The 12,454-nt window shown below is 72.3% G+C and carries 16 protein-coding genes; 9 read left to right on the top strand and 7 right to left on the bottom strand.

Translation table 11 applies throughout. The annotated features are described in order from the left end of the window. Positions 1-37: 37 nt before the first annotated feature. Together JI751_RS17965 and JI751_RS17960 are read left to right on the top strand one after the other, a co-directional pair. Positions 38-673 (top strand): TetR family transcriptional regulator, encoded by a 636-nt coding sequence (locus tag JI751_RS17965; protein WP_201939775.1) that lies wholly within the window; start codon positions 38-40, stop codon positions 671-673. Continuing rightward, positions 670-1,200, top strand: coding sequence for a nitroreductase family deazaflavin-dependent oxidoreductase (locus JI751_RS17960; protein ID WP_307814355.1), 531 nt, complete (start codon positions 670-672; stop codon positions 1,198-1,200). Before JI751_RS17965 ends, JI751_RS17960 begins: the two co-directional genes overlap by 4 nt. On the opposite strand, the gene JI751_RS17955 is transcribed toward JI751_RS17960, so the two are convergent. From JI751_RS17955 to JI751_RS17945, 3 genes are read right to left on the bottom strand one after another with little or no spacing between them, the layout of a single operon-like run. Beyond that, complete coding sequence (locus tag JI751_RS17955) at positions 1,197-1,883, bottom strand: SDR family oxidoreductase (RefSeq protein ID WP_201939773.1); 687 nt, start codon at positions 1,881-1,883, stop codon at positions 1,197-1,199. The genes JI751_RS17960 and JI751_RS17955 overlap by 4 nt on opposite strands. Then, positions 1,880-2,848 carry a zinc-binding dehydrogenase gene (locus JI751_RS17950; protein ID WP_201939771.1) on the bottom strand — a complete coding sequence of 323 codons (969 nt, stop codon included), beginning with the start codon at positions 2,846-2,848 and terminating at the stop codon, positions 1,880-1,882. The genes JI751_RS17955 and JI751_RS17950 overlap by 4 nt, the downstream gene beginning before the upstream one ends. Positions 2,849-2,874: 26 nt before the next feature. Then, the gene (locus JI751_RS17945) at positions 2,875-3,066 is read right to left on the bottom strand and encodes a hypothetical protein (protein WP_201939770.1); all 192 of its coding nucleotides are present in this window, start codon (positions 3,064-3,066) and stop codon (positions 2,875-2,877) included. 68 nt (positions 3,067-3,134) lie between these two features. On the opposite strand from JI751_RS17945, the gene JI751_RS17940 reads away from it, so the two are divergent. The 3 genes from JI751_RS17940 to JI751_RS17930 are packed head-to-tail and all read left to right on the top strand — an operon-like array spanning position 3,135 to position 6,002. Continuing rightward, complete coding sequence (locus tag JI751_RS17940) at positions 3,135-4,376, top strand: GNAT family N-acetyltransferase (RefSeq protein ID WP_201939768.1); 1,242 nt, start codon at positions 3,135-3,137, stop codon at positions 4,374-4,376. A 45-nt stretch (positions 4,377-4,421) separates the two neighbouring features. Then, the gene (locus JI751_RS17935) at positions 4,422-5,633 is read left to right on the top strand and encodes a D-arabinono-1,4-lactone oxidase (protein ID WP_201939766.1); all 1,212 of its coding nucleotides are present in this window, start codon (positions 4,422-4,424) and stop codon (positions 5,631-5,633) included. A gap of 15 nt (positions 5,634-5,648) precedes the next feature. After that, positions 5,649-6,002: a hypothetical protein gene (locus tag JI751_RS17930; RefSeq protein ID WP_201939764.1), complete on the top strand. Its 354-nt coding sequence runs from the start codon at positions 5,649-5,651 to the stop codon at positions 6,000-6,002. Here JI751_RS17930 and JI751_RS17925 read toward each other — a convergent pair. Genes JI751_RS17925 through JI751_RS17915 form a run of 3 tightly spaced genes read right to left on the bottom strand, consistent with a single transcriptional unit; the run spans position 5,975 to position 9,173 of the window. After that, positions 5,975-7,585 carry an alpha-amylase family glycosyl hydrolase gene (locus JI751_RS17925; protein WP_201939762.1) on the bottom strand — a complete coding sequence of 537 codons (1,611 nt, stop codon included), beginning with the start codon at positions 7,583-7,585 and terminating at the stop codon, positions 5,975-5,977. The genes JI751_RS17930 and JI751_RS17925 overlap by 28 nt on opposite strands. Continuing rightward, positions 7,585-8,772 carry an NAD(P)-dependent malic enzyme gene (locus tag JI751_RS17920; RefSeq protein WP_201939760.1) on the bottom strand — a complete coding sequence of 396 codons (1,188 nt, stop codon included), beginning with the start codon at positions 8,770-8,772 and terminating at the stop codon, positions 7,585-7,587. Before JI751_RS17920 ends, JI751_RS17925 begins: the two co-directional genes overlap by 1 nt. Before the next feature lie 20 nt (positions 8,773-8,792). Then, positions 8,793-9,173: a S24/S26 family peptidase gene (locus tag JI751_RS17915; protein WP_307814354.1), complete on the bottom strand. Its 381-nt coding sequence runs from the start codon at positions 9,171-9,173 to the stop codon at positions 8,793-8,795. A gap of 50 nt (positions 9,174-9,223) precedes the next feature. Here JI751_RS17915 and sodN point away from each other — a divergent pair, with 50 nt between their 5' ends. From sodN to JI751_RS17895, 4 genes are all read left to right on the top strand, one after another. After that, the gene (sodN, locus tag JI751_RS17910; RefSeq protein WP_201939756.1) at positions 9,224-9,625 is read left to right on the top strand and encodes a superoxide dismutase, Ni; all 402 of its coding nucleotides are present in this window, start codon (positions 9,224-9,226) and stop codon (positions 9,623-9,625) included. 80 nt (positions 9,626-9,705) lie between these two features. Beyond that, positions 9,706-10,662 (top strand): SDR family NAD(P)-dependent oxidoreductase, encoded by a 957-nt coding sequence (locus JI751_RS17905; RefSeq protein ID WP_201939754.1) that lies wholly within the window; start codon positions 9,706-9,708, stop codon positions 10,660-10,662. Between the two features lie 44 nt (positions 10,663-10,706). After that, positions 10,707-11,120 carry an ATP-binding protein gene (locus tag JI751_RS17900; RefSeq protein ID WP_201939747.1) on the top strand — a complete coding sequence of 138 codons (414 nt, stop codon included), beginning with the start codon at positions 10,707-10,709 and terminating at the stop codon, positions 11,118-11,120. A 1-nt stretch (position 11,121) separates the two neighbouring features. Further along, positions 11,122-11,955, top strand: a complete 834-nt coding sequence (locus JI751_RS17895) for an RNA polymerase sigma factor SigF (RefSeq protein WP_201939745.1) — start codon at positions 11,122-11,124, stop codon at positions 11,953-11,955. Here the strand turns inward: JI751_RS17895 and JI751_RS17890 are convergent. Next, positions 11,952-12,326 (bottom strand): hypothetical protein, encoded by a 375-nt coding sequence (locus JI751_RS17890; protein WP_201939742.1) that lies wholly within the window; start codon positions 12,324-12,326, stop codon positions 11,952-11,954. The two genes, JI751_RS17895 and JI751_RS17890, sit on opposite strands and share 4 nt — an antisense overlap. Positions 12,327-12,454: the final 128 nt, after the last annotated feature.

Genomic DNA, 12,454 nt, shown 5'->3' with positions numbered 1-12,454 from the left:
GTGATCCCGCCCACTCGACCCCACTACGATCACGCACATGGCGGAGGGCCTGGCAGACGCGAGCGAGTCCCGCGCGGAGCGCAAGGAGCGCACGCGTCGGGCCATCCTCGACGCGGCGCTGGCGCTCGCCGCCGACTCCAACCTCGCGGCCATCTCGCTGCGTCAGGTCGCCAAGCAGGTCGGTGTCGTGCCGACCGCGTTCTACCGCCACTTCGGCTCGCTCGAGCTGCTCGGCCTGGCGCTGGTCGACGAGAGCTTCCGGTCACTGCGGCTGATGCTGCTCGACGTGTGGCGGCACGCTCCGGAGTACCGCGACTTCATCGACGGGTCGCTCCCGATCGTGGCGCAGCACGTGCGGGAGAACCGGTCCCACTACGCCTTCATCGCGCGCGAGCGGACGGCCGGTCCGCCGCGGGTGCGCGAGGCGATCCACCACGAGATCGCCCTCATCACCCGCGAGCTGGCGACCGACGTCGCCCGCACCGGCGCGGCGGAGCAGTACTCCAGCGAGGACATCGCCCTGCTCGCGGACCTGATCGTGTCCTTCGTGGTGACGATGGCCGAGCGGCTCGTGGAGCACCCCGACTCGGAGGCGCAGACCCTCGCCGAGGCGCGCACCCAGCTCCGGATGCTCCTCGTCGGCGCGCTCAACTGGCAGTCGCGCGAGGCGTGATCAGCGGCATGGGCCTGGCGACCGACCTCGGCTACACCCACCACTCGGCCAACCCGCTGCACAAGCTCGTGCGCTGGGGCGCCGGCACCCGCCCGGGCGGCTGGCTCTTCGCCCACTCGCTGCGCCACCTCGACGACGTCGTCGGTCGGCTGACCCGCGGACGGCACAGCGCACCCAGCCTGCTCGCCGGGCTGGCGGTCCTCGACGTGACGACGACCGGGCGCAAGTCCGGCCAGCGACGCACGAGCCACCTGATCGCGACGCCGTACGCCGGCACGCTCGCGCTGCTCGGCACCAACTTCGGCCAGCCCTCGACCCCCGCGTGGGTGCTCAACCTGGAGGCCGACCCACGGGCGACGGTGACCTACCGCGGCACGGTGCGCGAGGTGACGGCGCGGGCGGCGACGCCCGCCGAGACCGACGAGGTGTTCGCGCTGGCAGGCGAGTTCTACCCCGGCTACCTCAACTACCGCGAGCGGGTCGCCGGGACCCGGCGGATCCGCGCCTTCGTGCTCGAACCCGCCTAGTCCCCCGGCCCCGGGCGGACGGTGACGTCCGGGACGGTGGCGTCGACGGGCAGATCGAGGACGTGCAGGATCATCCCGGCGACGGTCTCCGCGCTGATCCACTCGGACGCGTCGTAGTCCTTGCCCTCCTGCTCGTGCACCTTCTGCTGCATCGGCGTGGCCGTGCGACCGGGGTAGACGCTGGTGACGCGTACGCCGTGGTCGGACTCCTCGGCCCGCAGCGCGTCGGCGAGGCCACGGAGCCCGAACTTGGACGCGGCATAGCCCGACCACTCGGCGTGGGCGGTGAGGCCGGCGCCGGAGTTGACGAAGACCACCGTGCCCCGGGCCTGCCGCAGCTGGGGCAGCAGCTCGCGGGTCAGCACGGCCGGCGCGACGAGGTTGACGGCGAGCTGCTCCTCCCAGTCGGCGAGCCGCAGCCGCGCGACCGGACCGAGCTCGACCACGCCGGCGGCGTGGACCAGCGCGTCGACCGGGCCGTCCACCTGTCGACCGAGACCGTTGAGGGTCCCGGGGTCGGCGAGGTCGGCGACCACGACCTGCGCCCCGGCGTGCGCGCGCTCGAGCTCGGCGGCTCGTCCGCTGCTGCGGGCGACGAGCACCAGCTCGTCGCCGCGGTCGGTGAGGCGGCGCGCCAGCACGTCGCCGATGCCGGACCCCGCGCCGGTCAGGACCAGCCTCACCGGGTGAAGACGATCTTGCCGAAGACGTCACCCTCGGACATCGCGGCGAAGCCGTCGGCCGCCTGCTCCATCGGGATCGCCCGGTCGACGAGCGGCCGGGCGCCGGTGGCGTCGAGGAACTTCACGAGGGCGTCGAGCTCGCCGCGGGTGCCCATCGTGGAGCCGATGATCGAGAGCTGCTTGAAGAACACGTGGGTCAGGCCGGCGTCGTCGACGTCGGGGCCGGACGTCGTACCGCTGATGACGATGCGGCCGCCCGGTCGCAGCGAGCGGATCGAGTGGGTCCAGGTCGCCTTGCCGACGGTCTCCATCACGGCGTCGACCCTGACCGGCAGCCGGGCGCCGGACTCGAAGACGTCGTGGGCGCCGAGCTCACGGGCACGCTCGCGCTTGGCCTCGTCACGGCTGGTGGCGAGCACCGTGAGGCCGGCAGCGCGGCCCAGCGTGATGAGCGCGGTCGCGACACCGCCGCCGGCACCCTGCACGAGGATCGTCTCTCCGGGCTTGCAGGCGCCCTGGACGAAGAGCATCCGGTAGGCCGTGAGCCAGGCGGTCGGCAGGCAGGCCGCCTCCTCGAAGGACAGCGAGGCCGGCTTGGGCACGAGGTTGCGGCGCGGCACGACGACCTGGTCGGCGAAGGTGCCCTGGTGGCGCTCGGAGAGCAGCGACCGACCGGGGTCGTCGGCCTCGTCGCCGGTCCAGCCCGGGTCGCCGATGACGCCGTGGACGACGACCTCGTTGCCGTCCTCGTCGAGGCCCGCGGCGTCACAGCCGAGGATCATCGGCAGCGACTCCTCGCGCAGCCCGACCCCGCGCAGCGACCAGAGGTCGTGGTGGTTGAGGCTGGCCGCCTTGACGGTCACGGTGGCCCACCCGTCGGGCGCTTCAGGAGCGGGTCGCTCCCCCACCACCAGGCCGCTCAGCGGGTCGTCGAAGGAGAAGGTCTCGGCGTAGACGGCGAACATGCTTCGACCCTAGCGAGTGCCCGTTCTCAGCCGGACAGCCAGCCGGCGAGGCTCATCAGGATCACGGCCGCGCCACACGCGGTGACGACGACGAAGATCGCCAGCTCCCCCGCCAGGGGCGTCACCACCTCGCTCCTCGCGGGCTCGTCGGGGTCGTAGCGGATCCGCAGCTTGCTCTTGCGCTTCGGCTTGCCGAACCACGGCGAGTCGACTCCCATGTGCTGCTGCCCGTGCGCGTCGGTAAAACCCCGTTGCCATCGCTCGAGGTCAGCTGTTGGGTTGCGGCGTGAGCATCGACGTACGTCACTCGGAGGACGCCGACAAGTACCTCGCGACCGACCAGCTCGTGTGGTTCGGGGAGGTCACCGATGCCGACGCGGACCACCTGCGCCTCGGCCTGCCCGAGGACCAGCGGTTCGTGGTCGACCTGCCCGACGGGCCGGAGGACCACCACGCCGGCATCTACGGCGTACGCCCGATGGAGATGTCGCTGCCCGGCGGGGCGGTGGTCCCGATCGCCGGCCTCACCTGGGTGGGCGTGCACCCCGACGCCCGTCGACGCGGCGTGCTGCGCGCGATGATGACCGACCACCTCGGGCGCACCCGCGCGGCCGGCACGGCGATCTCGGCGCTGCACGCCAGCGAGGCCGCCATCTACGGCCGCTACGGCTACGGCGTCGCCGTGATCACCCACCAGGTGACAGTCGGCCGCGGCACCGAGCTCACCGCCCCGCACCTCGAGGACGAGGTCGCGGGCATCACGACCCACCTCGTCACGATGTCGGACCCCGGCGTCGCCGAGCGGATGCGCGCCTGCCAGGTGGCCAACGCGCCCGACTTCCCCGGCACGATCATCGGCTCGCCCGACTTCTTCTCGCTCCTGACGCTCGAGATCCCGGAGAACCTGCGCGACAAGGAGCGCCGCCGGGTCCTGTTCGCCCGCCGCGACGGCGAGGACATCGGGTTCATCGGGCTGCGCCGCGAGCACAAGTGGGACCAGGCCCGTCCCTCCGGCACGGTCACCGCCGGCACCTTCTGCGGCGGACCGGCCGCCCGGCTGGCGATCGCGCGCCGCATCGTCGACCTCGACCTGATGGGCACCACCAAGCTCGAGAACATCGGCGTCGACGACCCGCTCCTCGGCTGGGTCGGCGGACCGCGCGGCACCGGGTCGCTGGCGACGTGGGACAGCACCTGGATCCGGCTCGTCGACCTCGAGGCGGCCTGGCCGCTCCGGTCGTACGACACCGACTGCGACGTCGTGGTGGAGGTGGAGGACCGCTACGCACCGTGGAACGCCGGCCGCTGGCGGCTCACCGCGTCCTCCGGATCCGGCGCGGCCGAGCGCACCGACGCGGACGCCGACATCACCCTCGACGTGGCCGTCCTGGGCGCCGGTTACCTCGGCCACTCGATCGGTGGCCTGCTCCGCGCGGGCCTCGTCCGCGAGCGCCGCGCGGGGGCGTACGCCGAGCTGGCCCGGGCCATGCGCACGGCCGTCGAGCCGGAGCCGTCGATCGGCTTCTGAGCAGGCCCGTTGACGACGGGGATGGCGCTGGACAGGCTGGCCCCCATGACCTGGACCAACTGGGTGGGCAACCAGAGCTTCTCGCCCGCCACGACCGCCACTCCCCGCGACGAGGACGAGGTCGTCGCCCTCGTCCGGGAGGCTGCCGGTCGGGGCCGGCAGGTCCGGGTCGCGGGCGCCGGGCACTCGTTCACGCCGGTCGTCCAGACCGACGGCCAGCTGCTCGACGTCTCCGCGATGCGGGGCGTCGTGGCCACCGATGCGGCCGCCCGGCGGGCGACCGCGCTCCCCGGGACGCTGATCCGCGACTTCTACGAGCCACTCTGGGCGGCCGGCCTCGCGCTGCGCAACCAGGGCGACATCGACACCCAGCAGATCGCCGGCGCGGTCGCGACCGGGACGCACGGCTCGGGCACGCGCTACACCAGCCTGTCCGGGGTCGTGCGCGGCATGAGGGTGGTGACCGGCACCGGCGAGGTGCGCGAGATCGGCGAGGACGAGCCCGACCTGCTCCGCGCCGCCCAGGTCTCGGTCGGGATGCTCGGGGTCGTCACCCAGCTCGAGCTCGAGGTCACCGACGCCTACCGGCTCCGCGAGCACGTCAGCCTTCGCTCGTGGGACGACGTGATGGACAGCTGGGACACACTGGTCGCGGAGCACCGGCACTTCGGGATGTTCTGGCTGCCCACCGAGGAGTCCGGCGCGCTCTACAACCTCGACGGCCACGGCGAGCGGCTCGAGGACCAGTGCTACGTCAAGGTCTATGACGAGGTCGGCCCGGACGTCGCCGACGACGACACCGTGGGGCGCCGCGTCGACCGCTGCTACCGGATCTTCCCGATGGTCTACGACCCCAACTTCCATGAGCTGGAGTACTTCGTCGCGCTCGACCGGGCACCCGAGGCGCTGACGGCGATGCGCGAGCTGATGCTCCGCAGCCTCCCGGACTCGATCTACCCGCTCGAGGTGCGCACCGTCGGACCCGACGAGGCCTTCCTGTCCTCGCAGTACCAGACCCCGACCGTCGTCATCTCGGTCTCCGGCACCCCCGGCACGGACTACTGGGCCTACCTGCGCTCGGTCGACACGCTTCTCGCCGGCTTCGACGCCCGCGTCCACTGGGGCAAGCTCCACTTCCTCACGCCCGAGCGCCTCCACGCGCACTACCCGCGCGCCGACGACTTCATCGCGATCCGCCGTGAGCTCGACCCGCACGGCATGTTCCTCAACGACCACCTGCGCCCGCTCTTCGAGTAGGCGCATACTCGGGCCATGCGCAGGTGGCAGGCGGCACTCGTGGTGGGTCTGCTCGTCGTGCTCGCGGCCTTCGCCTACGGTGTCGAGAGCTCGAGGTCCACGACCGTCGCCGGCCAGCAGGTCACCTGCGGGGCAGCGATCTCCTCCGACTGGCTCGTCCCGCAGGGCACCTTGAGCACCGAGGTGGCGACCAGTGCCGACCAGCGGCGGCGGTCGGCCGCCTGCGACACCGTGGTCCAGCGGGCCCGGATCGGCGTGCTGTCCACGATGGCCGCCGGCGCCCTGCTCGCCCTCGTCGGCTGGACAGCCATGCGCGAGCCGCGCGTCGTCCGACGCGCCGGTCAGCGGGCGAGCTCGAGCACGCCGTAGCCGAACCCCTCGACGCGCACGCCGAGACCGGTCACCACGACGCCACGTCCCAGGAGCAGCCGGGCGCCTTCGAGCCCGGGCACGTCAGCCGTTGCCGCCTCGCTGCGCGGGTTGACCACCACGACGTGGGAGTCGCCGCGGCGCCAGGTGAACGGGTAGCCCTCGTGCAGGACGGTGGTCGGCGCGCGACCGCCGAGTGCCGGCGTCGAGCGGCGCAGCGCGACCAGCCGCCTCACCAGGTGCAGCGTCGAGCCGGGATCCTCCTCCTGGGCCTTCACGGTCGGCCGGTCGGGCGACGGGTCGATCGGCAGGTAGAGGTCACTCGCCGCGGCGGTCGAGAAGCCGGCGTTGGGCGAGTCGTCCCACTGCATCGGCGTACGGCAGCCGGAGCGGTTGTAGCCGGGGTTGCAGATCGAGCCCTCCTTGTCGGGCAGTCCCGGCAGGTAGCGCATGCCGATCTCGTCGCCGTAGTAGAGCGACGGCACGGTGCCCCAGGTGAAGAGGAAGGTCAGCGCCGCGCCCAGCTCCTCCGGCGTGCGCGGGTCGGTGCGCAGGCGGCTGAAGTCGTGGTCCGCGGTGCCCAGCAGCACCGGGCGCGTGGGGTCGTCCGCCGTGGCCGCGGCCCAGCCGTCCAGGAACGTCCGGGTCGAGCCGAGGCCGTCGGCGTGGAAGAACGGGTCGCCCGGCGGCTGGAACGGGAGCACGCCCGCACCGCCGTTGTCGAACAGGCTCGCGTGCTCGGCGTGGATGACGAGCATGAAGTCGGCGTCGAAGCCCAGTGCCGCACCCGTCCGCGGCTCCTTGCCCTCCGGGATGAGGACGGCGTCGGGGTGGGCCGTGGCGAGCCACGCCTGGAGGTCGCGCCACACCTGGGTCGCGGCGACCGCACCGGCGTTCTTGCCCTGGTCGTCCTTGACCAGGGAGAACGCCATGTCGACGCGGAAGCCCGCCACCCCCCGGCTGAGCCAGAAGTCGAGCACCTTGCGCAGCATCTGCTTGTTGCGCCGCGGCCCCGGGTCGTCGACCCCGTCGCGCCAGGGCTCGTCGGCCGGCAGGTCGGTCCAGCCGAAGTTGAGGGCCGGCTGGGCAGCGTAGAAGTTCTTGAGGTACCACCCCGGACGCGGCCCCGGCGAGGCGACCCACGCCGGCGTGCCCGGGATGTCGGAGTCCCACGCCCACGCGGGGAGGTCCTCGCACCAGACGTAGCGGTCGCCCTCCGGTGACGGTTCGTCGGCGTGCAGCTCGGCCTGGAACCACGGGTGCTCGATCGACGTGTGGCCGGCCACCAGGTCGAGGAGCACCCGGATGCCGCGTTCGCGCGCCGCCTCGACCAGCTCGACGAGGTCCGCGTTGGTCCCGTAGCGCGGTGCGACCTGCAGGTAGTCCGAGACGTCGTAGCCCGCGTCCACGAAAGGCGAGGCGAAGCACGGGTTGAACCACAGGGTGTCGACCCCGAGCGACTCGATGTGGTCCAGTCGCTCGATCACCCCGCGGAGGTCGCCGATCCCGTCGCCGTTCGAGTCCGCGAAGGACTGCGGGTAGATCTCGTAGACGACCGCATCGGCCAGCCAGTCACCAGCCATCAGCGTCGAGCGACCCCGTCGGCCCGGGCAGCAGCAGCAACAGCCTCGCGGACCGCACCGGGCACGCGGGGGTCGAACGGTGACGGGATGACGAGGTCCTCGCGGAGGTCGTCACCGACGAGCTCGGCGAGGGCGGTCGCCGCGGCGACCTTCATCCCCTCCGTGATCGCGGTCGCGTGGACGTCGAACGCGCCCCGGAAGATGCCGGGGAAGGCCAGCACGTTGTTGATCTGGTTGGGGTAGTCGGAGCGGCCGGTGGCGACCACACGGGCGTACTTGTGCGCCAGGTCGGGGTGCACCTCGGGCGTGGGGTTGGCCAGGCCGAAGATGATCGCCTCCGGTGCCATCGACGCGACGATCTCCTCGGGCACCTGCCCGCCGGAGACGCCGATGTAGACGTCGGCACCGGCCATCACGTCGGCCAGGCTGCCGCTGCGGCCGACGACGTCGGCGGTGTCGCGCGCCAGGGCCGCCTTCACCGGGGTCAGGTCCGAGCGCGTCGAGCTCAGCACGCCCTGGCGGTCGAGGACGGCGATGTCGCGCACGCCCGCCTCGAGCAGGATCCGGGCCACGGCGACACCTGCGGCGCCGGCGCCCTGCACCACCACGCGTACGGTCGCCGCGTCGCGGCCGGTCAGGCGCAGCGCGTTGGTGAGCGCGGCGAGGGCGACGACAGCGGTGCCGTGCTGGTCGTCGTGGAAGACGGGGATGTCGAGCCGCTCCTTGAGCCGGGCCTCGATCTCGAAGCAGCGCGGCGCCGAGATGTCCTCCAGGTTGATCCCGCCGAAGCTCGGAGCCAGCCGGACGACGGTCTCGATGATCTCCTCGACGTCGGTCGTGTCGAGGCACAGCGGCACGGCATCGACGCCGCCGAACTGCTTGAAGAGCACCGCCTTGCCCTCCATCACCGGCATCGCGGCGGCCGGGCCGATGTCGCCGAGCCCGAGGACGGCGGTGCCGTCGGTGACGATCGCGACCGTGTTGGGCACCCACGTGTAGTGCTGGGTCATCGACGGGTCGGCGGCGATCGCCTCGCAGACCCGCGCGACGCCGGGCGTGTAGGCCAGCGACAGCTCGTCGGGGCCGGTCAGCGCCACCGTCGACACCGTCTCCATCTTGCCGCCCACGTGGAGGTCGAAGACGGGGTCGCCGGCGTGCGGGTGCGGTGTGACTCGGCCCTGTTCCATGGCCGCGATACTGGCACAGCTCAGGGGCGCGAGAGCCTGCGTCCCACGCGTGGCGAAGGCCACACCCTTAGCCGTACGACGCCCACCACGTGCTCCTCGGCGACCGGTCCGCGGTGCCGCGAGTCGACGCCCTCGTCCGGGTTGTCGCTGAGCAGCCACCACGCCGCCTCGCCGGTGCGCGTACGCCGCTCGTCGACGGCCCGCTTGACCGTCAGGGTGCCGTCGGGGAACCGCGCCACCACGAGCTCGCCCGGCCGGACCCGGGCGCCGTGGCGGACCAGCAGCAGGTCGCCCTCTCGCAACGTCGGCAGCATCGACCGACCGCGGACGACGGCCGTGACGAAGGGTGGTCGCGCAGACCCACCCCATGGGGCGAGACCCCGCTGCCGACCTCGTTTCACGCGGAGTAGTGTCGCAGCAGATGCACCATTCCACGATCGAGAGGAACCCGATGCTTCGCCACCTGCTTGCCCCGACCGTCGAGGTCTCGGCCCACTGCGACCTCCCCTGCGGCGTGTACGACCCCGCCCAGGCGCGCATCGAGGCCGAGTCGATCAAGGCGATCATCGCCAAGGTCGCCGACAACGACGACGCCGACTTCCGCACCCGCGCGATCCTCATCAAGGAGCAGCGCTCGGAGCTCGTCAAGCACCACCTGTGGGTGCTGTGGACCGACTACTTCAAGCCCCCGCACTTCGAGAAGTACCCCCAGCTCCACACCCTCGTCAACGAGGCCACCAAGCTCGCCGGTGCCTCGGGCACCAAGGGCGAGCTCGACGCCGCCAAGGCCGACGAGCTGCTCGCCAAGATCGACGAGATCGCGGAGATCTTCTGGGAGACGAAGAAGGCCTGAGCCCAGACCTTCACCTCGGACCCGGTTGCCTCCGTGGCAGCCGGGTCCGTCCCATTTCACGACCACACGACCGGAGCCCCATGACCCGCATCACCACCCCCTTCGACGCGACCAGCACCGCCGCCGAGGTGGTCGCGGGCCTCGACCTGTCCGGTCGGCGGGCCGTGGTCACGGGCGGTGCCGCCGGCATCGGCCTCGAGACGGCCCGCGCGCTGGCGGGTGCCGGAGCACAGGTGACGCTGGCGGTCCGCAACCCGGCCGCTGGACGCGCAGCCGCGCGCGACATCGCGACCAGCACGGGCAACGACGACGTGCAGGTCCGCGAGCTCGACCTCGCCGATCTCCGGTCGGTGGCTGCGCTCGTCGACGCGTGGGACGGGCCGCTCCACGTCCTGGTCAACAACGCCGGGATCATGGCCAGCCCCGAGGCGTACACCCCGGACGGCTGGGAGCTGCAGCTCGCCACCAACCACCTCGGCCACTTCGCGCTGGCCGTGGGGCTGCGCGCCGCGCTGGCCGCCGCGGAGGACGCGCGCGTGGTCTCGGTGAGCTCGAGCGGGCACGGCAACGCCCCGGTCGACCTCGACGACCTCTTCTTCGACCGTCGGCCCTACGACGCCGGCACGGCCTACGGCCAGTCGAAGACCGCCAATGTGCTCTTCGCCGTGGAGGCCCACCGCCGCTGGGCGGACGACGGCATCACCGTCAACGCCCTCATGCCCGGCGGCGTGTGGACCGGGCTCCAGCAGCACTGGGACCCCGCGACGCTCGAGGCCACCAAGGCCCAGGTACCTGCCACCGACGCCGACGGGATGGGCGTGAAGACCCCGCAGCAGGGCGCCGCGACCTCGGTGCTCCTGGCGACCTGGCCCGGCCTGCGCGGCCTCGGTGGTCGCTACTTCGAGGACTGCCACGAGGCGGAGGTCGTCGACCGGGTGCGCGACGGACTGCACGGCGTGTGCGCCTACGCCCTCGACCCGGTCACGGCCGAGCGCCTCTGGGCCGTGTCCACGGCGCTGGTGTCCGAGCACGGTTAGGGTGTGCCGAGCACATCAGCCTCGAGGACGGGACGCAGACGCAGATGTCAGACAACACCGGGGACCATCGCGCCGACGTCGAGCTCCGCCTGCCCGCCGAGGGCGCCTACGCGACCGTCGTACGCACCACGGCTGCGGGGCTGGCCGCGCGCCTCGACTTCACGATCGACGACATCGAGGACCTGCGCATCGCGATCGGCGAGGCCACTGCCCTGGCGATCCCGGCCGCGGACCCCGGCACGGACCTCGTGGCCCAGTTCTTCTTCGGTCGCGGCTCGATGACGGTGGCGCTGGAGGTGGAGGCGATGGACGACCCGCCGCTCGACACCGAGAGCTTCGCCTGGCAGGTGCTCGACACCATGGCGCAGGACGCGTCGGCCGCCCCGGACGCAGGCCGGTTCAGGGTGAGGTTCACGGTGTCCTCGCAGGTCGCGGAGGGAACGGGTGCCGGGCGCTGACATGAGCGCACACACGGGGGAAGAGGCGGCGGGGGCCGCCGATCACGAGACGATCGACGAGGTCGCGACGGGCGGTCTCGAGCTGCTGCGCGCCCGCAGTGCCGAGCTGTTCACGGTCCTGAGGGACGACGACACGAGCGCCGCCGAGCGGTCGGTGGCCCGCGACGACCTAGTGCACCTGCACCTGTCGCTCGTCGAGCACTGCGCGCGCCGCTTCCGCAACCGCGGCGAGCCGTTCGAGGACCTGGTCCAGGTCGGCACGATCGGGCTGATCAAGGCCGTCGACCGCTTCGAGACCGACCGCGGCGTCGAGTTCTCGACCTACGCCACGCCGACCGTGATCGGTGAGATCAAGCGCCACTTCCGCGACAAGGGCTGGGCGATCCGGGTGCCGCGGCGGCTCCAGGAGCTGCGGATGCAGATCGGCGGCGCGACCGGCGAGCTGACGCAGAAGCTCGGCCGCTCCCCCACGCCCCGCGAGCTCGCCGAGGTCATCGGCTGCACGGTGGAGGAGATCATGGAGGGCATCGAGTCCTCCCACGCCTACGCCACGCTGTCGCTCGACGCCTCCGACGACTCCGACGACGGCCCGCCCGCGATGCTGGCCACGCTCGGCGTCGAGGACCACAACATCGAGCACGTCGAGATCCGCGAGTCGATCAAGCCGCTCCTCGAGGGCCTCGGCGAGCGCGAGAAGCGCATCCTGCTGCTCCGGTTCTTCAAGAACATGACGCAGTCGCAGATCGCCGAGGAGATCGGCGTCTCGCAGATGCACGTGTCCCGGCTGCTGACCCGCACGCTCGCCCAGCTGCGTACGTCGCTGGAGTCGGACTAGCGCTCGTCGGCCTCGAGCGCGCGCGTGCTCGCCGGGTGCAGCAGGCCGGCGATGACGACGAGCCCGACCACCGCGAGGCCGGCCGACAGGGGCTTGGTGGATCCCGCCCACAGGTTCCACGCGAGCCCGAGCAGGATCAGCTGGGCCATCACGACGGGGCCGCGCGCCCAGCGGCGTACGCCCCTCAGGGCCCAGGCGCACCAGCCGAGCGCGGCGGCCGCTCCGAGGAAGAACGCGGCCGTGGTGACGCCCATCGTGAGCCGGCCCGAGGTCAGGTTGGCCGTCTCGAGGGCGCCCAGGCCGGCCAGCACGAGCGCCTCGACCCCGGTCAGCGCGGCGGCCACCACGAGGGGCGGAGGGGTAACAGGCACTCGCCAACCCTAGTTGTGACGGACGCGACCTGCGTGGGGGGTTGTGTGAACGTTCAAGTCTTGCGAGTCTTGTCGCTGCGCTCCTCGCCTTACCGAGGCGCGCCCGGGCCCCCGCTGATCGTCCGACA

Origin of the sequence: Nocardioides baculatus, from assembly GCF_016735675.1 — a bacterium.
Lineage (GTDB): Bacteria > Actinomycetota > Actinomycetes > Propionibacteriales > Nocardioidaceae > Nocardioides > Nocardioides baculatus.
This window is presented reverse-complemented; position numbering and strand designations above follow the sequence as displayed.